Annotated in this window: 19 protein-coding genes and 1 riboswitch; of the genes, 7 read left to right on the plus strand and 12 right to left on the minus strand. The window is 60.3% G+C overall.

The genetic code is table 11. From position 1 onward, the window contains the following. Nucleotides 1–39 precede the first annotated feature (39 nt). Nucleotides 40–1,929: a phosphomethylpyrimidine synthase ThiC gene (gene thiC / locus QMK51_RS25865; RefSeq protein ID WP_258697850.1), complete on the minus strand. Its 1,890-nt coding sequence runs from the start codon at nucleotides 1,927–1,929 to the stop codon at nucleotides 40–42. A 162-nt stretch (nucleotides 1,930–2,091) separates the two neighbouring features. Next, a riboswitch (TPP riboswitch) is annotated at nucleotides 2,092–2,197 on the minus strand. Nucleotides 2,198–2,389: 192 nt separating this feature from the next. Between thiC and QMK51_RS25870 the strand changes: the two genes are divergently transcribed. After that, the gene (locus QMK51_RS25870) at nucleotides 2,390–3,823 is read left to right on the plus strand and encodes a TolC family outer membrane protein (protein WP_320392440.1); all 1,434 of its coding nucleotides are present in this window, start codon (nucleotides 2,390–2,392) and stop codon (nucleotides 3,821–3,823) included. Between the two features lie 118 nt (nucleotides 3,824–3,941). Here QMK51_RS25870 and waaA read toward each other — a convergent pair whose 3' ends face one another. Further along, nucleotides 3,942–5,219 carry a lipid IV(A) 3-deoxy-D-manno-octulosonic acid transferase gene (gene waaA / locus QMK51_RS25875; RefSeq protein WP_320392441.1) on the minus strand — a complete coding sequence of 426 codons (1,278 nt, stop codon included), beginning with the start codon at nucleotides 5,217–5,219 and terminating at the stop codon, nucleotides 3,942–3,944. Between the two features lie 22 nt (nucleotides 5,220–5,241). Next, on the minus strand, nucleotides 5,242–6,132 hold the full coding sequence (locus QMK51_RS25880; protein ID WP_258697852.1) for a LysR family transcriptional regulator: 891 nt from the start codon (nucleotides 6,130–6,132) through the stop codon (nucleotides 5,242–5,244). Between the two features lie 103 nt (nucleotides 6,133–6,235). On the opposite strand from QMK51_RS25880, the gene QMK51_RS25885 reads away from it, so the two are divergent. The 4 genes from QMK51_RS25885 to QMK51_RS25900 all read left to right on the plus strand — a co-directional run bounded on the left by QMK51_RS25885 (nucleotide 6,236) and on the right by QMK51_RS25900 (nucleotide 9,692). Beyond that, complete coding sequence (locus QMK51_RS25885) at nucleotides 6,236–6,568, plus strand: DMT family transporter (protein WP_258697853.1); 333 nt, start codon at nucleotides 6,236–6,238, stop codon at nucleotides 6,566–6,568. A gap of 138 nt (nucleotides 6,569–6,706) precedes the next feature. After that, complete coding sequence (locus QMK51_RS25890) at nucleotides 6,707–7,882, plus strand: NAD(P)/FAD-dependent oxidoreductase (protein WP_320392442.1); 1,176 nt, start codon at nucleotides 6,707–6,709, stop codon at nucleotides 7,880–7,882. Then, nucleotides 7,879–8,691 carry an aldo/keto reductase gene (locus QMK51_RS25895; RefSeq protein ID WP_320392443.1) on the plus strand — a complete coding sequence of 271 codons (813 nt, stop codon included), beginning with the start codon at nucleotides 7,879–7,881 and terminating at the stop codon, nucleotides 8,689–8,691. The genes QMK51_RS25890 and QMK51_RS25895 overlap by 4 nt, the downstream gene beginning before the upstream one ends. 32 nt (nucleotides 8,692–8,723) lie before the next feature. Next, nucleotides 8,724–9,692, plus strand: coding sequence for a metal ABC transporter ATPase (locus QMK51_RS25900; RefSeq protein WP_258697856.1), 969 nt, complete (start codon nucleotides 8,724–8,726; stop codon nucleotides 9,690–9,692). A 135-nt stretch (nucleotides 9,693–9,827) separates the two neighbouring features. On the opposite strand, the gene hldE is transcribed toward QMK51_RS25900, so the two are convergent. The 4 genes from hldE to msbA form a co-directional block, all read right to left on the minus strand. Next, the gene (gene hldE, locus QMK51_RS25905; RefSeq protein ID WP_258697857.1) at nucleotides 9,828–11,249 is read right to left on the minus strand and encodes a bifunctional D-glycero-beta-D-manno-heptose-7-phosphate kinase/D-glycero-beta-D-manno-heptose 1-phosphate adenylyltransferase HldE; all 1,422 of its coding nucleotides are present in this window, start codon (nucleotides 11,247–11,249) and stop codon (nucleotides 9,828–9,830) included. 102 nt (nucleotides 11,250–11,351) lie between these two features. Then, entirely contained in the window at nucleotides 11,352–11,957 is a 606-nt protein-coding gene (cysC, locus tag QMK51_RS25910) for an adenylyl-sulfate kinase (RefSeq protein ID WP_320392444.1), read from the minus strand. After that, nucleotides 11,950–12,654 (minus strand): sulfotransferase family protein, encoded by a 705-nt coding sequence (locus QMK51_RS25915; RefSeq protein ID WP_258697859.1) that lies wholly within the window; start codon nucleotides 12,652–12,654, stop codon nucleotides 11,950–11,952. Before QMK51_RS25915 ends, cysC begins: the two co-directional genes overlap by 8 nt. 185 nt (nucleotides 12,655–12,839) lie before the next feature. Continuing rightward, nucleotides 12,840–14,642: a lipid A export permease/ATP-binding protein MsbA gene (gene msbA, locus QMK51_RS25920; RefSeq protein WP_320392445.1), complete on the minus strand. Its 1,803-nt coding sequence runs from the start codon at nucleotides 14,640–14,642 to the stop codon at nucleotides 12,840–12,842. A 151-nt stretch (nucleotides 14,643–14,793) separates the two neighbouring features. On the opposite strand from msbA, the gene QMK51_RS25925 reads away from it, so the two are divergent. Then, nucleotides 14,794–16,659, plus strand: coding sequence for an O-antigen ligase family protein (locus tag QMK51_RS25925; RefSeq protein ID WP_320392446.1), 1,866 nt, complete (start codon nucleotides 14,794–14,796; stop codon nucleotides 16,657–16,659). Then, nucleotides 16,659–17,882: an acyltransferase gene (locus tag QMK51_RS25930; RefSeq protein ID WP_320392447.1), complete on the plus strand. Its 1,224-nt coding sequence runs from the start codon at nucleotides 16,659–16,661 to the stop codon at nucleotides 17,880–17,882. The genes QMK51_RS25925 and QMK51_RS25930 overlap by 1 nt, the downstream gene beginning before the upstream one ends. A gap of 4 nt (nucleotides 17,883–17,886) precedes the next feature. Here QMK51_RS25930 and QMK51_RS25935 read toward each other — a convergent pair whose 3' ends face one another. The 5 genes from QMK51_RS25935 to QMK51_RS25955 form a co-directional block, all read right to left on the minus strand. After that, nucleotides 17,887–18,435: a CatB-related O-acetyltransferase gene (locus QMK51_RS25935; RefSeq protein WP_413817545.1), complete on the minus strand. Its 549-nt coding sequence runs from the start codon at nucleotides 18,433–18,435 to the stop codon at nucleotides 17,887–17,889. Between the two features lie 78 nt (nucleotides 18,436–18,513). Beyond that, the gene (locus QMK51_RS25940) at nucleotides 18,514–19,398 is read right to left on the minus strand and encodes a glycosyltransferase (protein WP_258697864.1); all 885 of its coding nucleotides are present in this window, start codon (nucleotides 19,396–19,398) and stop codon (nucleotides 18,514–18,516) included. Then, complete coding sequence (locus QMK51_RS25945) at nucleotides 19,395–20,549, minus strand: glycosyltransferase family 4 protein (protein WP_320392449.1); 1,155 nt, start codon at nucleotides 20,547–20,549, stop codon at nucleotides 19,395–19,397. Before QMK51_RS25945 ends, QMK51_RS25940 begins: the two co-directional genes overlap by 4 nt. Then, nucleotides 20,546–21,430: a DUF6625 family protein gene (locus QMK51_RS25950; protein WP_320392450.1), complete on the minus strand. Its 885-nt coding sequence runs from the start codon at nucleotides 21,428–21,430 to the stop codon at nucleotides 20,546–20,548. The genes QMK51_RS25945 and QMK51_RS25950 overlap by 4 nt, the downstream gene beginning before the upstream one ends. Nucleotides 21,431–21,481: 51 nt before the next feature. Next, nucleotides 21,482–22,915 carry a PIG-L deacetylase family protein gene (locus QMK51_RS25955; RefSeq protein WP_320392451.1) on the minus strand — a complete coding sequence of 478 codons (1,434 nt, stop codon included), beginning with the start codon at nucleotides 22,913–22,915 and terminating at the stop codon, nucleotides 21,482–21,484. Nucleotides 22,916–22,917: the final 2 nt, after the last annotated feature.

The raw sequence follows: 22,917 nt of genomic DNA on the forward strand, positions 1-22,917 counted from the left end.
GCGATGGGGCCCTCTCAGGCCCCGACCTTTCGGATCAAATCAAACCTTCTTGTACAACTGACTGCCTTCCTGCTTGAACCGCTCAGCCTGTTCCGCCAGACCTTGCGCAACTTCCGCATCGACAGTTTCGATCCGCTGGTTGGCCGCGTATTCACGGACTTCCTGAGTGATCTTCATCGAGCAGAATTTCGGCCCGCACATGGAGCAGAAGTGCGCGACCTTGGCCGAATCCTTCGGCAGGGTTTCGTCGTGGTACGAGCGCGCGGTATCCGGATCGAGGCCCAGGTTGAACTGGTCTTCCCAACGGAATTCGAAACGCGCCTTGCTCAAGGCGTTGTCACGAATCTGCGCCCCCGGATGCCCTTTGGCCAAGTCAGCAGCGTGAGCGGCGATCTTGTAGGTGATGATCCCGGTCTTCACGTCATCCTTGTTCGGCAGGCCCAAGTGTTCCTTCGGCGTCACGTAGCACAGCATGGCGCAACCGAACCAGCCAATCATCGCCGCACCGATACCGGAGGTGATGTGGTCGTAGCCTGGGGCGATGTCGGTGGTCAGCGGGCCGAGGGTGTAGAACGGCGCCTCGTCGCAGCACTCGAGCTGCTTGTCCATGTTCTCTTTGATCAACTGCATCGGCACGTGGCCCGGGCCTTCGATCATGCACTGCACGTCGTGCTTCCAGGCGATTTTGGTCAGCTCACCGAGGGTTTCCAGCTCACCGAATTGCGCAGCGTCGTTGGCGTCGGCAATCGAGCCCGGACGCAGGCCATCGCCCAGCGAGAAGCTGACGTCGTAGGCCTTCATGATTTCGCAGATGTCTTCGAAATGGGTGTAGAGGAAGTTTTCCTTGTGGTGCGCCAGGCACCACTTGGCCATGATCGAACCGCCACGGGAGACGATGCCGGTGACGCGCTTGGCGGTCAGCGGTACGTAGCGCAGCAATACGCCGGCGTGGATGGTGAAGTAGTCGACGCCCTGCTCGGCCTGCTCGATCAGCGTGTCGCGGAACAGCTCCCAGGTCAGGTCTTCGGCGGCGCCGCCGACTTTTTCCAGGGCCTGGTAGATCGGCACGGTACCGATCGGCACCGGCGAGTTACGGATGATCCATTCGCGGGTTTCGTGAATGTGCTTGCCAGTGGACAAGTCCATGACGGTGTCCGAACCCCAGCGAATGCCCCAGGTCAGTTTCGCCACTTCTTCTTCGATGGACGAACCCAAGGCACTGTTGCCGATGTTGCCGTTGATCTTCACCAGGAAGTTACGGCCGATGATCATCGGTTCCAGTTCGGTGTGGTTGATGTTGGCCGGAATGATCGCGCGACCACGGGCGATCTCTTCACGGACAAATTCGGGGGTGATGATTTTCGGCACGCTGGCGCCGAAGCTGTAGCCGGCGTGTTGCTGGTCCAGCAAGCCTGCGGCACGGGCCACTTCGAGCTTCATGTTTTCGCGGATGGCGACGTATTCCATCTCGGCGGTGATGATGCCTTTACGGGCGTAGTGCATCTGGCTGACGTTGGCCCCCGGCTTGGCGCGGCGCGGGTTGTTCACGTGGGCGAAACGCAGCTTGGTCAGCTCCGGATCGGCGAGGCGTTCCTGGCCGAAGTTGGAGCTCAGGCCAGGCAGACGCTCGGTGTCGCCACGGGATTCGATCCACGGCGAACGCACATCGGCCAGGCCTTTGCGCACGTCGATGATGACGTTGGGGTCGGTGTACGGGCCCGAGGTGTCATACACCACCACCGGCGCGTTGATTTCGCCACCGAAGTCGGTCGGGGTCACGTCCAGGCTGATTTCGCGCATCGGCACGAGGATGTCGGGGCGCGTGCCCTGGACATAGATTTTTTGCGAGCGGGTAAACGGCTGAACCGATTGCTGATCGACCTTGGCCGAATCACTCAGGTTGGTTGCGATTTTTGATTTTGTAGTCATCACGGGCTCTCCAGACAGCATCCAGGCAGTGGATTTTTGTCGGAGCGAACCTGTAAACGAATGGACGCACGGATGCTGGAAACCAGCTGTGCTGTGCTCAATACTCGAGGGGTGTTCGACTGTCGAACAACATCCCGGACGAAGCACAAGAGGACTCGCCGGGTGACGAGAAATCTTGTTCCCTACGCAGGCGCTAACCTGATCAGGTTCAACGGGATCCGAAATTATTCGATCTCAGCCTCATAGCAAGGCACCCCGACAAGAACCCGGCCAGTCTAGACATAACCGGCAAAGAACGCCAACACCGCAGCAAACACCATGATGAGTGGCGCAATTACCGGATTGTTGCCGTGCCTGCGTGCAACTACACTCGCTACGCCATGCGGCGCCTTGACGCTGCAGGGCGCCCCACCGTAGCCTTGCAGCTCAAATTATCAGCGTAATTTTTAGGGATGGCCTCATGCTGCGCAAACTCTCACTGGCCCTTGCCGTGTCTTGTGCGTCCAATGGAATGGCTTGGGCAGCAGAAGCGCCCTTATCGACCAAAACCGACCTGGTCAGCGTCTATCAGGAAGCGGTGGACAACAACGCCGATATCGCCGCCGCCCGCGCCCAATACGGCGCCCAGAAGGAAGTTGTGCCCCAGGCCCGCGCCGGGCTGCTGCCCAACCTGTCGGCCGGTGCCGACATAAACAACACCCGTACCGCGCTCGATCAGCCATCGGTGACCTCGACCCGCAGCGGCACGGCGTATCAGGCGACCCTGTCGCAACCGATTTTCCGCGCCGACCGCTGGTTCCAGTTCCAGGCCGCCAAGGACGTCAACGAACAGGCCGCCTTGCAACTCTCGGCCACCGAACAGAACCTGATCCTGCAAAGCGCCGAAAGCTATTTCAACGTGCTGCGCAGCCAGGACACCCTGGCCTCGACCAAGGCCGAAGAAGCAGCCTTCAAACGCCAGCTCGACCAGTCCAACGAGCGCTTCGACGTCGGCCTGTCGGACAAGACCGATGTGCTGCAATCCCAGGCCAGTTACGACACGGCACGGGCCAACCGGATTCTCGCTCAGCGTCAGGTGGATGACGCGTTCGAAGCGCTGATCACCCTGACCAACCGTCAGTACAACTCGATCCAGGGCATTGTCCATACCTTGCCGATCCTGCCGCCAGCGCCGAACGACGCCAAGGCCTGGGTCGACACCGCCGCCAAGCAGAACCTCAATCTGCTGGCCAGCAACTACGCGGTGAGCGCCGCCGAAGAAACCCTCAAGCAGCGCAAGGCCGGACATGCGCCCACCCTGGATGCAGTCGCGCAATACAAGAAAGGTGACAACGACGCCCTCGGCTTTACCAACCCGAGCGCGACCGGCGTGCGTTACGGCGGCGATGTGGAACAACGCACCGTCGGCCTGCAATTGAGCATTCCGCTCTACAGCGGCGGGCTCACCAGCTCCCAGGTGCGTGAGTCTTATTCACGGCTGGATCAAACGGAACAACAACGCGAAGCCCTGCGTCGCCAAGTCGTGGAAAATACCCGCAACCTGCACCGCGCCGTCAACACCGACGTCGAGCAGGTGCAGGCACGCCGGCAGTCGATCATCTCCAACCAGAGCGCGGTGGAAGCGACCGAAATCGGTTATCAGGTGGGGACGCGCAACATCGTCGACGTGCTCGACGCCCAGCGTCAGCTGTACACCTCGGTGCGCAACTACAACAACACCCGCTACGACTACATCCTCGACAACCTGCGTTTGAAGCAAGCCGCCGGCACCTTGAACCCGGGGGATTTGCAAGACCTGACGCGTTATCTCAAAGCCGACTACAACCCGGACAAGGACTTCCTGCCACCGGATCTGGCCAAGGCTGCGGCGGAGCAATTGAAAGCGAAGCCTTAAAAAGCAAAAGATCGCAAAAGCAAAAGATCGCAGCCTTCGGCAGCTCCTACAGGGTGTACATCAATCCCAATGTAGTAGCTGCCGAAGGCTGCGATCTTTTTGTTTCAGGCAACTCGGTCTAACGCTCGATCAACCGCCCCAAGCCATCCATCAACCGCTGCAACGCGCCCTGATTGGTGCGCATCACCTTCAGCCCCGCCTCGGCCATCCGCTGCGCATCGCGCGGCAGTTCGAACAGCCGCTGCACTGCCAGCGCCAGACTTTCGGCATCATCGACCTCGGCCAACGCCCCGGCGCTGCGCAACTGTGCGGCGATCTCGAGGAAGTTGAACAGGTGCGGCCCGCTGAGCACCGGTTTGGCCAGGGCTGCCGGCTCCAGCAGGTTATGCCCGCCGTTCGGCACCAGGCTGCCACCGACGAACGCGCTGTCGGCCAAGGCGTAGAGAAACAGCAACTCGCCCATGGTATCGCCCAGCAGCACCGACGTGCCGGCGGTGACCGGCTCGCCTGTCGAACGCCGTACCGTGGCGAACCCCTGCTGCCGGCACAACTCGAACACCGGGTTGAAGCGCTCCGGATGACGCGGCACCAGAATCAGCAAGGCGTCGGGATGACTTGCCAGCAGCCGACGATGGGCAGCCAGCACCACTTCGTCTTCACCTTCATGGGTACTCGCGGCGATCCACACCGGACGCTCCTGCGCCTGCCATTGCCCACGCAACTCGGCGGCACGCTGCAACAGTTGCGGGTCGATGGTCAGGTCGAACTTGATCGAACCGGTCACTTCGACAGTTTCCGGGCGCGCCCCCAAATCGCGAAAACGCTGCGCCTCGGCTTCAGTCTGCACCGCGAACAAGCTCATCTCGGCGAGCATCGGACGGGTCAGTTCAGGGAAGCGGCCATAGCCCTTGGCTGAGCGTTCGGACAGTCGCGCATTGGCCAACGCCACGGGAATTCCGCGCTTGGCGCATTGATGGATATGGTTGGGCCAGAGCTCGGTTTCCATGATGACCGCCAGTTTCGGCCGGGCCCGATCAAGGAATCGCTTTGCTGCGCAGGGCAAGTCGTAAGGCAAATAGCAGTGCTGAATGCGCGGCTCGTCGGCGAACAGCGCCTGGATGCGCTCGGAGCCGGTCGGGGTCATGCAGGTGACGGTGATCGGCAGCGTCGGATAACGTTGCAACAAGGCACGAATCATCGGCGCCGCGGCGATGCTTTCGCCCACCGACACCGCATGCACCCAGAGGCCGTCCGGTTTCATCACCGGTAGCGCAAGGGAGAAGCGCTCGCCAATGCGCCTGGCGTACGCCGGCGCCTTGCGCGCCCGCAGCCAAAGCCGAATCGCCACCAATGGCAGCCCCAGGTAAAACAGCACGGTGTAGAGAGTTCTATTCATGGCGGCGGAGTTTATCGGTTTTTTAGCCGATCGCCTGCAAGTGCACGGCAAAACGTTCCGCCAGCCAACGAGCTGCCGGGCCGAGGGGCTCGTCGCGGCGCCAGACCAGTTCGACAATTAATGCCGGCGGCGTCCATTCGCTGGCCAGTTCGACCATCAGATTCTGATACGCCGGGTACTGCACCACATGGCGCGGCAACCAGGCCCAGCCGAGGCCGCGCATCACCCATTCGGCCATCACATAGAAACTGTCGGCGCGCCAGACCTGCGGGCTGGCCGGCTCACTGCCGGGATAGACGCTGGACTGCGTGGACATCAGCAACTGTCGATGCTGTGCCAATTGCTGACAATCGACCTGCGTCTGCTTCGCCAAGGGATGCCCCACGCCGCACACCGTGACCATTTCGACGCTGCCCAGCACCCTCCGCTCAAGGGCTTCGGGAATCTGTTCGTGATAGAACAACAAGCCCAGATCGGCCCGACGCTCCACCAATTTGCGCGCGACATCACCCTGAGCGGCGCTGGTCAACTGCACTTCGAGGCTGGGAAACTTTTCTGCCAGAGCCTCGAAGCTTTCCACCACCGCTTGATAGGGCATCGCCTCGTCCTGAGCCACCCGCAGGCTCGCTTCCTGGCCGCGCATCATCGCCAGTGCCCGGCCGTTGAGGCGCTCGCATTGGCGCAGCACTTCCCGCGCCTCTTCAAGCAAGGCCGTGCCGGCTTCGGTGAGTTTCGGCTGACGACCGCTGCTGCGATCGAACAGGCTCACGCCCAGGTCCTCTTCCAGCAGCGCAATCGAACTGCTGACCGCCGACTGCGCCTTGCGCTGATCCCGCGCCACCGCGGAAAACGAACGCTGTTCCGCTACGCTGACAAACAAGCGCAGCTGTTCCAGATTCCATTGCATGTTCATGGCTCAACCCATCTTCAAAACAGATAGGTAATGACTTTACCGCATCTGGCGGATCTCTAAAATGCCGACCTCAGAGAGCAACGCTTCATACGAGGATTGACCCATGACCGCTTACTACTACCTGGCCATCGCCATCTGCGCCGAAGTAATCGCTACCGTTTCGATGAAAGCGGTCAAGGGTTTCAGCACGCCATTGCCGCTGCTGCTGGTCATCGTCGGTTACGGTATTGCTTTCGGGATGCTGACCCTGGTGGTGCGCAGCGTTCCGGTGGGCGTGGCCTACGCGGTGTGGGCCGGCATGGGCATCGTGATGGTCAGCGTCGCGGCGCTGTTTATCTACGGGCAGAAGCTGGATGTACCGGCGATGCTGGGGATGGCGCTGATTGTGCTGGGGGTCGTGGTTATTCAGCTGTTCTCCAAGACTGTCGGACACTAAAACCCGAAGCACGATCTATTGTGGGATCGCCGCACCGCCGCTCCCACAGGTTTTGCATCTGCTCTATTGATCACCAACAAATCCCCTGCGCATCGAGTCTGTATACTGCGCCCTCGTCTTGAACACTGAGGTCGCTGCATGCCATCCGTTATTTCTACCGACGTTCTGATTGTCGGCGCTGGTGTCGCCGGCCTCTGGCTGAATGCGCGTCTGCGCCGCCAGGGTTTTTCGACCGTGCTGGTGGAAAGCGCCAGCCTCGGTGGCGGGCAGAGCGTGAAGTCCCAGGGCATCATCCACGGCGGCGCCAAGTACGCGCTGCACGGCGCCCTGACCGGTGCCTCGGAAGCCATCGCCGACATGCCGCGGCGCTGGCGTGAAGCGCTGGCCGGCGACGGCGAACTGGACCTGACCGGCGTACGCATGCTGTCTGAAGCTCACTACCTCTGGTCCCCCGGCACCCTCGCCGGCAACCTCACCAGTTTCTTTGCCAGCAAAGCCGTGCGTGGGCGGGTCGATCAGGTCAAGGGCGAGCAGCTGCCGCCAGCCCTGCAAGACAAGCGCTTCAAAGGCAAGGTCTATCGCCTGGCGGAACTGGTGGTTGATGTACCGAGCCTTATCCGACGCCTGGCCGATCTGGCCGGCGACGGCTTGCTGGCTGGTCAGCACATCGAACCGCTGCTGGAAAACGGCGAACTGGTCGGTTTGAAAGTCGACGAACGCGAGATCCGCGCCCAGCGCATCGTCCTCAGCGCCGGTGCCGGCACCGCCGACCTGCTCACGGCACTGGGCCTGAGCCAGCCGGCCATGCAGCGCCGCCCCCTGCATATGATCATCGTCAAAGGCCCGGGCCTCAAACCGTTGTATGCCCATTGCCTGGGCGGCGGGCCGAAGCCGCGCATCACCGTGACCACCCACCCGGCCGCCGATGGCCAGTGGGTCTGGTACCTGGGTGGTGACATCGCCGAAGCCGAAGGCGTGGCCCGCGACCCTGCGGCGCAGATCGCCACCGCACAAAAAGAACTCGGCAACCTGCTGCCGTGGATCGACCTGAGCACCGCGCAGTGGGCGACCTTGCGGGTTGACCGCGCCGAGCCGCTGCAATCGGGCCTGACCCGCCCGGACAACGCCTTTCTCGCCGAGCAGGATCGTCTGCTGGTGGGCTGGCCCACCAAGCTGGCCCTGGCACCGGACTTCGCCGACCGCGTCCTGGCCTCATTGCAACGTGACGGCATCCAGCCGAGCCATTCGGCACCGCTGCCTGAACTGCCGAAACCGCCGATGGGCGTCCCTGCCTGGGAGCAACTGCTGCCATGAGCCAACCGACCCTGCACGACCTGCATCGCCCTTTGGGCAGCACCGGCCTGCTGGTTTCGCCCCTGGGTCTGGGCACGGTGAAACTAGGCCGCGATCAAGGGGTGAAATACCCCAACGGCTTCCAGATCCCCGGCGATGACGAAGCGCGCAGGCTGCTCAAACTCGCGCGCGACCTGGGCATCAACCTGATCGACACTGCCCCGGCCTATGGCCGCAGCGAAGAGCGTCTCGGCCCGTTGCTGCGAGGTCAACGCCAGGACTGGGTGATCGTCAGCAAGGTTGGCGAAGAGTTTGCCGACGGCCAGTCGCGTCACGACTTCAGCGCCGCCCATACTCGCTTTTCGGTCGAACGCAGTCTGCAACATCTGGAAACGGATGTTATCGATCTGGTCTTGGTGCACTCCGACGGCAACGACCTGGCGATCCTGAATGAAAGCGAGGTCTATGCCACCCTTGCCGAGCTCAAGCGCGAAGGCAAGATTCGCGGTTTTGGTTTTTCCGGCAAAACCGTCGAAGGCGGCTTGAAGGCTCTGGAACAAGGTGATTGCGCGATGGTCACCTACAATCTGAACGAACAGAACGAGAAGGCAGTCATTGACTATGCTGCTGCTCACGGCAAAGCGATCCTGGTCAAAAAAGCCTTGGCCAGCGGCCACGTGTGCCTGAGCCCGGGCGTGGACCCGGTGCGCGCCAGCTTCGAGTTGCTGTTTGAACACCCGGGTGTAGCCAGTGCTATTGTCGGGACCATCAATCCGCTGCACCTCGCCCACAACGTCGCGACCGTTGCCCAGGTCCTTCGTAGCAACTGACGCCGCCCACGCGGCCTTAAGCAGGAGCCGACATGCCGCGTACGCTGATAAGAAAGAACCCGAGCAACTTCAAAACCCTGCCGTTATTCGTCGAAGCAACGCCCGAAGGCCTGAGTTACCAGAGCGTCGGGATGCCGTTGAATTTCTCCCAGACCCTGCAACGTCGCCGCCCGGTGACAGTGGCCGACAGCGAGCGGTTTGCCCTGGAGCTGGCGAACCTCGGGGTCTCGGTGCGCCTGACCCTGCATTGGCAGAATCGCGATTACTGGGTGTTGGTGCGTCAGCGTCGGCAGGACCGCGGCGATGTGGTGCTCAAGCTGATCTCCGGTTACGTACCGGCCCATGAGCTGAATCTACCGCTGCACACAGCGACCCAGGAAATTGCCGAAGAATGCCTGCTGGAAACCCCGGAAGGCTGGCTCAGCGGGCGCTTCAACGACACCTGGCTGCCAGCGCCCTATTCGTCCGCCCTGCATTACCGCGAAGCCATGCCGTTTCGCCTGACGCCCCTGTCCGGCTCGGCGCGCCCGGTGCGCTGCGCCAACATGCCGCTGATCGAACGCCCGCGGGCCTACGTGCATTTGCCGACCGCATCGCTGCAATTGATCTACGACTTGCGCCTGGAGGTGCCCAAGGAAGCCAAATCCCTGAGCCTGTTCCATGTGGACGAACGGCTGGAGGGCGATCAATTGGTGGCCCGGCTCGATCGCAAACGTCCCGATTTGTACTTGATGCCACTGCAGGACGGCCAGCCGATGGGCGAGCTTTATACGCTGAAAAAGGATCAGTTGTACCCGGCGAGTACCCGCGGGCTGTATTTGGCAGAAAGTTTTGCCCGGCAGGAAGGCTGGCTGGTGAAGGATGAGCGGATTCGCTGGAAAGATTGGGTGCGGCAACAGGGTTTGAGCCCGCCGGGCAAAGACTCCGGTTTAGCCCGGTTACGCGGGAAGGCGAAGCAACTGCTGAAAAGAATCGTGCCGCGCAAGAAAGTCAGCTCTTGAAGCAAAAGATCGCATAAAGCAAAAGATCGCAGCCTTCGGCAGCTCCTACAGGGACATGTGTACACCCATGTTGGAGCTGCCGAAGGCTGCGATCTTTTTCATGATCCTCCTACAGAGTGGAAGGATCATGCTCGGTCAGTGATTGCGGATCTTCTCGACAATCGCCGTAGTCGAGCTGTTTTCCACCAGTCCCAGCACTTTCACGGTCCCGCCGTAAGCGCTGACGATGTCTGCGCCGACGACCTGGTCGATCCCATAATCACCGCCCTTGACCAGCACGTCCGGCTTGACCTCGCGCAGCAGGTTTTCCGGGGTGCCCTCAGAGAAGCTGATCACCCAATCCACGGCGCCCAGACCTGCCAGTACCGCCATGCGACGGTCGACGCTGTTGATCGGACGACCTGGCCCTTTCAGGCGGCTCACCGACGCATCGTCGTTGACCGCCACGATCAGACGATCGCCTTGGGCCCGCGCCTGTTCGAGGTACGTCACATGGCCGGCATGCAGGATGTCGAAGCAGCCGTTGGTGAAGACAATCTTCTCGTTGTGCGCACGTGCGTCGTCGACCGCCAACAGCAATTGCTCGAGCCCCAGCACGCCACGCTCGGAACCCTCTTCACGCTGGATCGCGCGACGCAGTTCCGGCGCGCTGATCGCCGCCGTACCGAGCTTGCCGACCACGATGCCCGCCGCCAGGTTGGCCAGAGCTACCGCGTGGGGCAGTTCTTCGCCAGCGGCAATCGCCGCCGCCAGGGTAGAAATCACCGTGTCACCGGCGCCGGTCACGTCGAATACTTCACGGGCACGGGCCGGCAGGTGCAGCGCCGGATGATCCGGGCGCAACAGCGTCATGCCGTGCTCGCCACGGGTCACCAGCAAGGCACCGAGGTCCAGGTCATGCATCAGCTGCGCGCCCTTGCTCACCAATTCATGCTCATCGGCGCAACCGCCGACAATGGTTTCGAATTCGCTGAGGTTCGGGGTAATCAGGCTCGCGCCACGGTAGATCGAGAAATCCTTGCCTTTAGGATCGGCCAACACTGGAATGCCACGGGCACGGGCGGCCTGGATCAGCACCTGATGATTTTTCAGCGCGCCTTTGCCGTAGTCGGACAGCACCAGCACCTTGATGCCTTCGAGCAATTCGTCGACTTGCTCGCCCAGCGCCAGGGCGTCGGTGGCAAAAGGTTCTTCGAAGTCGATCCGCAGCAATTGCTGGTGACGGCTCATGACCCGCAGCTTGACGATGGTCGGCTGGTGCGCGATGCGCTGGAACAACGCCCGTACGCCGGCGCCCTTGAGGCTATTGACCAGACTGTCGGCCGCTTCGTCGTCGCCGGTCACGCCGACCAGCGAGGCCGGCGCACCGAGTGCGGCAATGTTCAGGGCAACGTTGGCGGCACCGCCCGGGCGGTCTTCGATTTGCTCGACCTTGACGACCGGTACCGGCGCCTCAGGGGAGATCCGTGAGGTACCACCATGCCAGTAACGGTCGAGCATGACATCGCCGACCACCAAGACAGGGGCTTGATTGAATCGCGGCATGGACAACTTCATGGAGCAACCCACATACAAAATGAACAAGGGCGCGATATTAACACAGGGTTGGCGCTGGCTTGCGTGACGGCTGCAACCGGATGAATCGGCGGGACTTTCTGCTCATTTATCGAGCAAAAACAGCGATAGCCGACGGCAAGCATCCGCGAGTTGCAGCGTATGGGTATCGATCTCGCACTCCGCCGTCAACGGTGCCTCATAAGGGCTGTCGACTCCCGTGAAGTCCTTGATTCGCCCTTGCCGGGCCGCTTGATACAAACCTTTGGGGTCGCGTTGCGCGCACACGGCGAACGGCGTGCTCACATACACCTCAATGAAATCACCCTCGGCGAACAATCGACGCGCGGCGTCACGCTCGGCGCGAAACGGCGAGATCGCCGCAACAATCACTATCAACCCGGCGTCGACCATCAGCCGTGCCACCTCAGCCATGCGCCGAATGTTTTCCCGGCGACACTCAGGCCCCATCCCCAAATCACGACACAAGCCGTTGCGCAAGTTATCGCCATCGAGCAGAAACGTGTGCAGCCCGTGCTGATTGAGTTGCAGCTCCAGCGCATTGGCCAGTGTCGACTTGCCCGCCCCTGACAAACCCGTCAGCCAGAGGCAACGGGGGTGCTGGAATTTGATTGCCGCCCGGTCGCCGCTCGACAGCGATAAAGCGTAAGGCCTGATCCGGGGAATCGGCATCGACCGGCCCTCATTCATAACCGAGCATTTCGTAATCGCGCTGGTACACCCGGCGCACCAGCCGACGGGTACGCACCGAGCAGAAATCACGGGCAAGCATCGGGCGCCGCTGCTGCGAACCGTTGACGTGGGGCAGCACCGCCGAGTGGCCCAGCTGTTCGCAGACCAGCCGGAAATCCCGCTCCAGATGCTCCTGATAGCCAATGAAATCCAGCGCCAGATGCCCCAGGGAATCGGTGAGAAAGTCTGTTTGCGCGGCAAAATGCATTTGGCGGCTGATCGTCTCCGAATGCAGCCAGCGAGCGACGAAATCATCGAAGTCACGGTAGTGGCTGACCAGCTTCTGCGCCGCCTGATCGCGCCGGCCCAACTCGTTGCCCCGCAGAAAAGCATAAGCCGAGTAAGCCCTTTCCAGAGGATCACGAACGAAGGCGAACTTGAAACTGGCGGCAAACTGCTCCGGAAATTGCTGCTCGTACCAGTACAACGGCAGGTGCCCCGGGCTCCAGCCATCGAACATCGCGGCACACACGCTGCTCCCGGCACATTTGGGAACATGAATGAATAGACAGGAACGCTGTTCGAAGGCCTGGGGGAAACTCAGGTTGGCCGACATCGACTTGTTGATCACCTGCCGATCCACGACCGACAGGCGCCCCAGCAAAAAAGCCCGCTGCGGCTTGGGCAAGAGCTTCCAGAGATAACGTTGCAGCATGGCAATACCCGCGCGAAAGGGATGGCCCCCTCGATTGAAGTCAAAGTTCGTTCAGGAACCTTAACAAGCGCGTTGCCGAGATTTATTCCGGTTTGGTCAAGAAGCGTAAAGGTCTGGATACAATCCACCGGACGCGTTGCACGCCGGTGAATGCGAGGGTAAGCCAGGCTTACCCTCGCATCGGGTCAGGCAATGTCTTCAGCCGGGGCGTCGAGGCCCATGGCGTTCAGGCGGGCGTAGTAGCCATTCTGCGCCAGAAGTTCGGCATGGGTGCCACGCTCGACGATCCGGCCCTGATCCATGACCAGAATCAGGTCAGCCTTCTCGATGGTCGACAACCGGTGAGCGATCACCAGGGTGGTCCGGCCTTTCATGACTTGGTCCAGCGCAGCCTGGATATGCCGCTCGGATTCGGTATCGAGGGCCGAAGTCGCTTCGTCGAGGATCAGCAACGGCGCGTTCTTCAGCAGGGCCCGGGCAATCGCCAGGCGCTGGCGCTGACCGCCGGACAACAACACGCCGTTCTCGCCGACCTGGGTGTCCAGGCCTTCGGGCAACTGCGCGATGAAGTCCATCGCGTAGGCGTCTCTTGCCGCTTTTTCGATGTCTTCGCGGGGTGCGCCAGCCAGATCGCCATACGCGATGTTGTTGGCCACGGTGTCGCTGAACAGCGTCACATGCTGGGTCACCTGAGCGATGTGCTTGCGCAGGTTCAGCAATTTGTATTGTTCCACTTCAACGCCATCGATCAGGATCTCGCCCTTGTCGTGGTGATAGAAGCGCGGAATCAGGTTGGCCAGGGTCGACTTGCCACTGCCCGAGCGCCCCACCAGTGCCACCATTTGCCCCGGCTCGACCGAGAAGCTGATGTCATCGAGTACCTGGCGCTCGGTGCCCGGGTAGGTGAAGCTCAAGTGACGCACGTCCAGCCGACCGCTGACCGCATCGCGCTCGATGGTGCCGGTATCGACTTCGGGTTCGACATCCAGTTGCTCGAAGATACTCTCGGCGCCGGCCACACCTTTCTGGATGGTCGAGCTGACTTCGGACAATTGGCGGATCGGCTTGGGCAACAGGCCCGCCAAAGTGATGTAGGCCACCATGTCACCGGCGGACGCATCGCCACGCAGGAACAGTACCAGGAACATCAGCACCGCCATGGCGCTGTAGATCACCAGTTGCAGCAGCGGCGTATAGATGGCGCCGGTGCGGGTCATGCGCAGTTGCTTGTCGGTATTGCCTTGGCTGGCGTTGAAGAAACGCTTTTCTTCGTAGACTTCGCCGCCGAAACTACGCACCACGCGATAGCCCTGGATGGTTTCCGAAGCCACATGGGTCACGTCGCCCATGGCAGCCTGGATCTTCTTGCTCTGTTTGCGAAATTTCTTGCTCGCGGTGCGCACCATCAAGGCGATCAACGGCAGGATCGCAACCATGACCAGCGTCAGGCGCCAGTTCATGAACAGTAGCGAGATGAATAGAAAGATCACCGTCATACCTTCACGGATTACGACCTTGATCGCATCTGTCGCCGCCCCCGTGACCATAGTCACGTTGAAGGTGATGCGCGAAATCAGATGACCCGAGTTATGCTTGTCGAAGTAGCGGTTGGGCAAGACCAGCAGGTTGTTGAACAACTGTACGCGCAAGTCATGGACCAGCCCGAGGGAAACCTTGGCCAGGAAGTAGTTGCCCAGATAAGATCCCAGCCCCTGCCATGCCGCAATCAGGATGATCAGCAAAGGCACAGCCTGCAGCAGTTGCAGGTCACGCAGGTAAGGCACGCTAGGAAATAGCGCCGCTTCAGGGTTGGACAGGCCGTCGACGAAGTATTTGAGGATGTAGCCAAGCATTGGCTGAGTCGAAGCGAAAATCAGAAAACCGACAATGCTGATCAGGAACAGACTGATGTACGGCCGGACATAGCCGAGCAGGCGGAAGTAGATTTTCAAGCTCGATGGGCTTGCGCAGAGACTGGAGTCGGTCATATCACGCGAATGTCGATAAAAAGGACGCTGACTTTAGCACAGCTTCTTCAGGGTTCTGGCAATCGCATAAAGGCTGTTATTGTAAGCTTCACAATCAACATCAAATAGCCATCATCCCGAAATGACCGATCACAGGATTGAATCTCTCAGCATGCAACTCAGTGGTTTCAACAGCACGTCCAATCGAGTATTCGATTTCATTTGCCTCTGGATTCTTCCACTCGGCTACTTCCTGCTCCTGTGTGCGCTGTTCTTTCTGCCGGGGCGCAGCCTGCATCACAAGCTTTTTTATGGCCTGTTCAGCATTCCATCGTTTATCGCCCTTTGCCTGCGTCCCCGTGAACTCAAAGAGTTGCTGCGCGAACCGATTGTCGTCGCGGCGCTGCTGTTCGCCGCCTGGGCCTTGCTCAGCCTGAGCTGGGGACCGCCGATGGAGCACAGCGTGATTGGCCAGTTCAAACCCGCCGTGCACACACTGTTGCTGTTCGCTGGCTGCTACCTGCTGGTGCGCCACCGAAGCGAGATCGTCCAGCCCTTACTGTTCAGTGCCGCGATGGTCGGGCTGATCGCTTCGGTCTACAACCTGTTCATGTTTGCCCGCATCTACGAGCCGGGCATGCGCCTGATCGGGGGTGGCGCATTCGACAATCCACTGCTCAGTTCCCACGCATTCGGCTTTTTTTGTACCTACTGGCTGAGCTTGAGCATGACCAGCAAGCGTCGCCAGATGCTCTGGCTGAGCGTCCCGGCGATGGCAATCATGTTCGCCGCAGTGATCGCCACCGGCTCCAGAACTCCGCTGGTTGCATTGACACTGGCTGCGCTCTGGCTGAGCTTCATCAGCTGGAACCGTCGCTCTTTTGTATTGCTGAGTGCCCTGTTGATCAGCGGCGCAGCGGTTGCCGTACTGTTTTCGCGGATGATCATCGAACGCGGCGACTCCTATCGTTTTGAAATCTGGCAGCTGGCCTTGCACAAAATTGCCGATCACCCGTGGATCGGTCATGGCTACAACGCCACCCTGACCCTCGATCCCGGCATCGGTTACACCTTGCAAGAGCCTCATAGCTTCGCCTTGGGGGTGCTCTATTACGTCGGTATTTTCGGCTTGCTGCCGTGGCTGTTCTTCCAGGTCTGGAGCTTGCTGAACAGCTGGCGGTATCGCCTGCAACCGTTGTTCATCATCACCTCGACCTGGCTGGTATTTGGCATCGGCGCAGGCCTGACCGAAGGTGGCGGGATCATCTCCCGGCCCAAGGAGCACTGGTTCCTGCTGTGGATACCGCTGGCACTGATCGCCGCCCTGAGCATCAACCAGCGTGCCAGACGCCTGTTGGCGATGCCGATCAAGATGTTGACGCCGACGGCCCTGCAACAGTTGACCGCCAATGCCCAGGTGATCGAAGAAGACGGGCTGGGGCCTAAAGTCCTGCGTCTGGTCGATGGTAGCTTCCTCAAGCTGTTCCGTCGCCGCCGCTGGTACACCTCGGGCAGCTTCAACCCCTATTCCGAACGTTTTGCCACCAACAGCCAGCAATTGCGCAACATGGGTATCCCGACCCCGCAAATTCTGGACCTGTACCGACTCAAAGACGGTAGCAGTGCCGTGCACTATTCACCGCTGCCGGGCAGTACCTTGCGCCAGGTTCTTCAAGGCATAACCGCGCCCGCGGTGCGTCAGGCGCTGGTTGAGCGTTTCGGCAAGTTCATGGCGCAACTGCATGAACAAGGCGTCTATTTCCGTTCCCTGCACCTGGGCAACGTACTGGTACTGGATGACGGTGAATTCGGCCTGATCGATCTGGCGGATATGCGCATCTATCCGTCATCGCTGAGTCTGTCCCTGCGTCGGCGCAACCTGCGTCATATGCAGCGTTACACCGAGGATCGACGCTGGCTGTTCGAAGACTACTTTGACGCGCTACTCCAAGGCTACGCCGTGATAGCGTCGAAATCCGCTGCGGATAACCTGCACAGGCAAGTGCTGGCCGGGAGCCATCCGGCCCGGGCTCATTAATGGTTGAAACCAACCCGCTTATTGCGCTGGCAGCCTACCTGTTGGCCATCGCGACCGCCGCGCTGCTGTTGCGCGCCGTTCCGAAAATCGCCCGACACCTCTGGCATGCCGGTGAGAGCCGCTATGCCAGCATCGATGGGCTGCGCGGCTATCTGGCTTTCGGCGTGTTCGTGCACCATTCAATCATTACCTGGATCTTCCTGCGGACCGGCGTGATCGAATTTCCACCGAGCAATTTCTACTCACAGCTTGGTCAGGCCAGCGTCGCGCTGTTTTTCATGATCACCGGCTTTCTGTTCTGGAGCCGATTGCTCACCCAGGGGCGCCAACACGACTGGCTGGCCTTCGCGATATCGCGGCTGTTTCGTCTCTACCCGCTGTACCTGCCGCTGATGTTGATTGTGTTTGTCACCGTGTTCTACCTGCAGAACTGGGAATTCAACGAACCCGCGACGCAACTGATCGGCCAGACGCTGGCCTGGCTGACCTTCGACCGACCGGACGTCAATCAGTACCCGCAAACCGGCATGCTGATCTCCAACGTCACCTGGACACTGGGCTACGAAGTGTTCTTCTATCTGGCCCTGCCGCTGGCCGCCATGGTGTTCATCTATCGCGGCAGCTGGCTGCAAGTGGGGCTGTGCCTGATCGGCATTTATGCCCTGTATCAATTGGTCGGCTGGGAGCACTCGCTGAAAAAGCACTTCCTGGCCAGCTTCCTCGGCGGCATCGGCGCCGCGTACTGGATTCGCCGGCCGCACCTTGTGGCCTGGAGTCAGACCCGACTGGCGGGGATCATCGCCTTGCTGGCCCTGGCGATTGCATTTACGGCATTCAACCGCGCGTTCGACCTGATGCCACTGCTGTTGCTCTCGCTGTTTTTTGTGATCGTTGCGTCTGGCAACACACTGTTTGGCGCCCTCAAACCGCGCAGCATTCGCTGGCTTGGAGAAATCAGCTACAGCGTCTATCTGCTGCACGGGTTCGTGCTCTGGGCGATAGTGCAGCGCCTGCCGTTGGTACTGCAGCTGGATACCCGGGAAACCTGGATATTCCTACCGTTGCTCGCCCTGTGCAGTTGCCTGCTGATCATCATCAGCAGCCTGACATTCCTGTACATCGAAAAGCCGGGCATCAATGCAGGAAAGAAAACCGTGAAGTGGCTGCGCCAAAAAAGGAAAGGGCAGAAAAAGCTCTCGGAGACAATCGCTCAACAACGTTGAACAATCATTGGGGCTGCCGCTGACGGGCATACGCAAGGAAGCCTTCGATATCATCGCTGCAAAGTTTGTCGGCCAGGCCGCACAACTCAGCCTCCGGCCAGTCCCACCAGGCACTCTGGAGGAGCAGCAAACGCTGCTCCTCGGGGAAACGCCAACGCAGAAAGCTCGCCGGATTGCCACCGACCACCGCGTAGGGCTCGACATCGCGAGTCACCAGCGCACCCGCCGCGACGATTGCGCCATCCCCCACCGTCACACCCGAGAGTATTGTGCTGTTGGAACACAGCCACACATCGTTGCCGATGTTCACATCGCCGTTGGTGCCACTGTAACCACTGATATGCGAGGCCTGTGCAACCATCGCCGGGAACGGAAACGTGGTGACCCAGTCCGCACGGTGATGCCCACCGAGAAAAATCTGCACGCCTTCAGCGATCGAGCAATACGCGCCAATGCTCAGCGTCGAACCTTCCTTCCAGTCATGAACGTGCGGCAAGCCGTAACTGCCACGACCGAAGGTGTACTCCGGGTATCGCAGCTTGAAACGCGCCATACCCCGCTCGATCTTCGGCAACTTGCGAATCGCCCGCTTGGCGCGCTTTTCTCGATAGCGTTGTATCCAGCCCATGTCTCAGTCCTTTTCCAAGGGTGAGAAAAACAACCGCCCCAGCCCTCGCCAGGTCTTCTTGTTCCAGGCCTTGAACGGTATCTGCGCCAGCAGCTCCCGCGCCAGCTTGCGGTCGCGATTGGCGGTTTTCAGAAACATCGAGCTGAGGAATTTGTAACGCACCTCGTCGTACAGCGGATGATCGCTGAACAGCGCGTAGGAGCGCAGGATGTTGTCGACCATGAAGCGGTGATTCTTGTAGGAGTTGGTGGCGTGCTTGCGATAGCGCGCCATCAGCACATTCAGGCCATCGATGAAGTAACCGGCGCGGGTCACTTTCAACTCGATCAGCAAATCCTCCAGACGAATGTTCGGATCGAAGCCGCCTACCTTGTCCAGCGCTTCACGACGGATCATCAAGGTCGGTGCCGGCGGATAGGGCTTGCGCTCCAGGAACATATCCTCGAAATCCAGACGGCGGAACGGCACATCGCGGCGCTGACGCTTCTCCGGGTAGAGGTTGCCGTCAGCATCGATCAGCTCGATGTTGCCAGCGCAGATCCCGACCTCGGGCTTGCCATCCATATAGGCCACCTGAATGGCGATCCGCTCCGCCAGCATGATGTCGTCGGAACCGAACGGCACGATCAGGCTGCCCTTTGAACGAGCGATGGCGCCATTGAGGGTGTTGGTCAGCCCCTGGTTCTGCTGAACCCGAAAATCGAAGCCGTGCAGCGCCTGCAAGGCATTGATCCGCTCGACGCTGTCATCGCTGGAGCCGTCATCGACGACCAGCAGTTCGATATTTTCGTAGGTCTGGTTGAGGACGCTGAGAATGCTTTCCTCGATATAGCGGCCGTGGTTGTACGACGCAATGATGACCGTGACGAGAGGTTGCGCGTCGCTCATGGTTGTTCCTTGCGGGCCAGGCTCAAGCCGGAGTCGATCAGGTTCAGGTATTCCTGACGGAACACCTCGATGTCGTGTTGTTCCTGCAGATAACGGTAGGCCTGTTCGCCCTTGGCCTTGAGCTCGTCGTCCGACAGGCTCAGGTAGTTATCCAGTGCCGCGACCAGCGTCGGCACGTCCGCCGGGGTAATCGCCAGACCGCCCGCGCCCTGAATCAGCGGCAACATGGCCGGCACGTTCGAGGCGATCACCGGTAGATGCCCGCTCATGCCCTCGAGCAACGCCAGCCCCAGGCCTTCAGCCAGGGATGGCATGGTCCAGATGTCGAACGCCCGAACATACTGCAAGGCGTTTTCCCTGAACCCCAGCAAATGCGCGCGGCCGGTCAGCCCCAGGCGCTCGATTTCGGCGGCCAGGCGCGACTCTTCGCGCCCCGCCCCGATGATTGCCAGTTGGGTGTTCGGGTATTTGTCCTTGAGGGCGGCAAAGGCCTGCAACAGATAGGTGTGGCCCTTGACCGGCACCAACCGGCCCAATGCGCCGATCAAACGCACCGACGGGTCGATGCCCAACAACTCCCGGGCACGCTCGCGGCTGTGCTGCAAACCTTCGGCCTGTTCGATGTCGATGGCGTTGGTGATCGCGTAGGTATTCTGATCGGTAAAGCCGCAGTCACATTCGAGCAGGTACTGTTTGACCGCTGGCGACACGCCGACAAAGCGCCAATGGCGATCGATCAGGCGTTGGGTCTGGCGACGCCGGTAAAACCGGTCGTACTCGCCAAAACCGTGGGAGATGCCGATGCACAGCGGTACTTTCAACCAGCGATTGAGCGCCAGCATCATGTTCACCGGTTTGAAGCGGTTGCAAATCACCACATCGAATTTTTCTGTGCGGCAGAACTTGTACAACTCCCACATGGCGCGCAGGCGCATGCCCTTGAGGGACTTGTCGGAAAACTCGAAATACACCGAACGGTCCGCGCGGCTCACCGCCTCGCCAGGCCCGGGTTTGCCGCGCAGGAACGCCGCGGTCACTTCATAGCGATCGTTCGGCAGGGCCTTGACGATCTGCTCCGCGAGGTCGGCAAAATCATGGGCTTTGACGTTGTAGTCAGGTTGCAATTGCAGAACCTTTGACCGTTGACTCATAACTCTCCCCGGTGAAAACCAGTCGCATCGATGACCCAGGCCGGTTCGGCGGCGAGGCGCCTGATCTCGGCCGGATCGGGTGGGGGCAACCGTGACCATTCGTTGCGTTTCCAGCAGACGAAGTGGAAATACGGAAACCGGCGATCGCCATCGCGATCGTTACTCAAACAACCATTGCGCCAGTACCAGTGATGTGGAAAGTCATCCGTGCCGTCATGCCACTTGATGCAGCCACCCGGAGTGCTGAACGCTTCGGTGAATTCGCTGCGTCGACGCCACGGATTGAACTTGCCCACCAGGGAGAACAAAGGCTCGGGGAAATTCTTGCGCCAGAGGAAGATTCGACTGAACGCCCCCTCGTCCAGCGCGTGATGCGCCTGATCGGCAAAGCGCGCTTGCCAGTCCTTCATCTGCATGAACAACTCACGCTTGCGGGCGGTGTTGCGCATCAGGCAGAGATGCCCCGCCACCCGTCGTTCATGGGTGGAGAACAGGTCATAACTGGCCAGCCGATCGGCAGTGAAATAACTTCGCAGGTCACCATACACCAGATCAATATCGCCGAACGCCCAGAAATCATAGCCTTGCAGGCGGTCGACATGGATATGCCCCAGGGCCGGCTTGATGTCGCAGAGCTTGTACGCGGTATCAGGCGCAAAGTCGATATTCAGTCGCCGCGACACCAGCGCGCAGTACTCACTGAAGCTCATGGCCTCGACAGTCACATTGGGCGGCAGATTCTCGGGCGTACCACAGTCACTGAACAGCAACCAGTCGATATTGGCGTTGCGTCGGCAGCTCTCGAGGAAAAACGGCATCCAGAACGGCCAATGACCGAAATACGGGATCAAGAAAAGAATACGCGGGCATGGATTGATCACAGAAATACTCACTGCTGCTTATATACGGGCCATGCTAGGCCGCGTTGTACTTCATTTCTGTCGCCCAAATGTTTCATCATGCTTCAGAAGCCAGAACAACTCGTGGCGCCTGACCGCTTTGCGAAAGAAATCGTTCTCTCCATAGATAGCTGGCACTCTACTGGCCAGCAACCACTGTATCAACCGTCGCAAACGTCGCTTGAACGGCAGGGTCGGTTGCAGATCGTGCATCATGCCCAACGCCATGGCCTTATCACGCTGAAGCGCCAAGGGCATTGGCAGGCAGCAAGGCTGCATCGACGTTGCCGAATCGAATGCCGGCGGCAGGGCGATGCCATGCCCGGCGTCGCCCATTGGCCAGCGATCGTTGTCATGCAGATGATTGGCGTAGCCGAGCACGGTGGTCGGCTGCCATTCAAGCCCCTTTAATGCCTCAAGGACCGCTTCCTGTGCACAAATGTGGTCGGGGTGCGGATCGAGGGTCGGGTGTGGCAATACGATCACTTCCGGACGGGCTCGCAGCAACAATTCACGCAGATCGGCCAGCAAATTGTTCCAGGTCGGCGCACCGTTGACATCGCCCGGCAGAACAAATGGATTCAACTGACGGAACAACCGGGTGTCGCTCAAGTCTGCTTCCCGCGACCCCACAGGCGTGTCCGGCGCGGCCTGCATCGCTGCCAGTTGCAGACAGAAATACCCCAGCTGTACGCAATGGGCTTCAGGCACCCCGGCCCAGCGCGGCACGGCGATACTGTCCCAGGCGCGCAAACGGCCCTTGAGACGAGCCGACTCGACCTTGTTCAGGCCCATTTGCTGATAGTGTTCGGCTTCGATCTCACCCGCGGTCAGGGTGACGATCCAGGCTTCGTCGGCTTGGCTGTACAAACCGTAGGCGGCCAATTCGGCGTCATCAGCATGGGGTGCAATCACCATCACTCGCTGACGACGGTAGTCCGGTTGCTCGAACGCCCAGAGCACAGGTTCGCCAAGCAATCGGCAGAATCGCCCGCGCAAACGCAGCTCGCCTTTCGACAGCACGTGCGCCTGACCACTGAGGTTGAGGTAACGCAGGCCGTTTACACCGCGTTCGAAGGTTTGTCGGTCGGGATTATCGCCCCCCGACAATTCGACCACCGGATCGATAAAGCGCCCCAGCCAAGTGCTTTTCACCCGCAGCGCCAGCACCAGCGTAGCGTCATCGACCAGCATGACGCCCTCGTCCAGCCGCAGCCGTTCACCGTCCAAGTGAATTTTTGGCTGCGGTGTGTACGGCGGGAAGCTGTATTGGTAATCGTCTTTGGGCGAATAAAACAGATGGTCGGCGAACCACGCCTCGTGGGCGATCCAGCCCAGCACCGCGAGCACCAGCGGCAGCCACCAGGCCACCAGCACACCGATGGCGATCAACAGCATCAACGCGATCAACAGACCGATACGTTTGTTGCGCCGATGGCGTTTGAGCAGTTGCTGTTTGCGGCTCATGG

It is taken from the genome of Pseudomonas sp. P9_31 (assembly GCF_034008235.1).
Taxonomy (GTDB): Bacteria; Pseudomonadota; Gammaproteobacteria; order Pseudomonadales; family Pseudomonadaceae; genus Aquipseudomonas.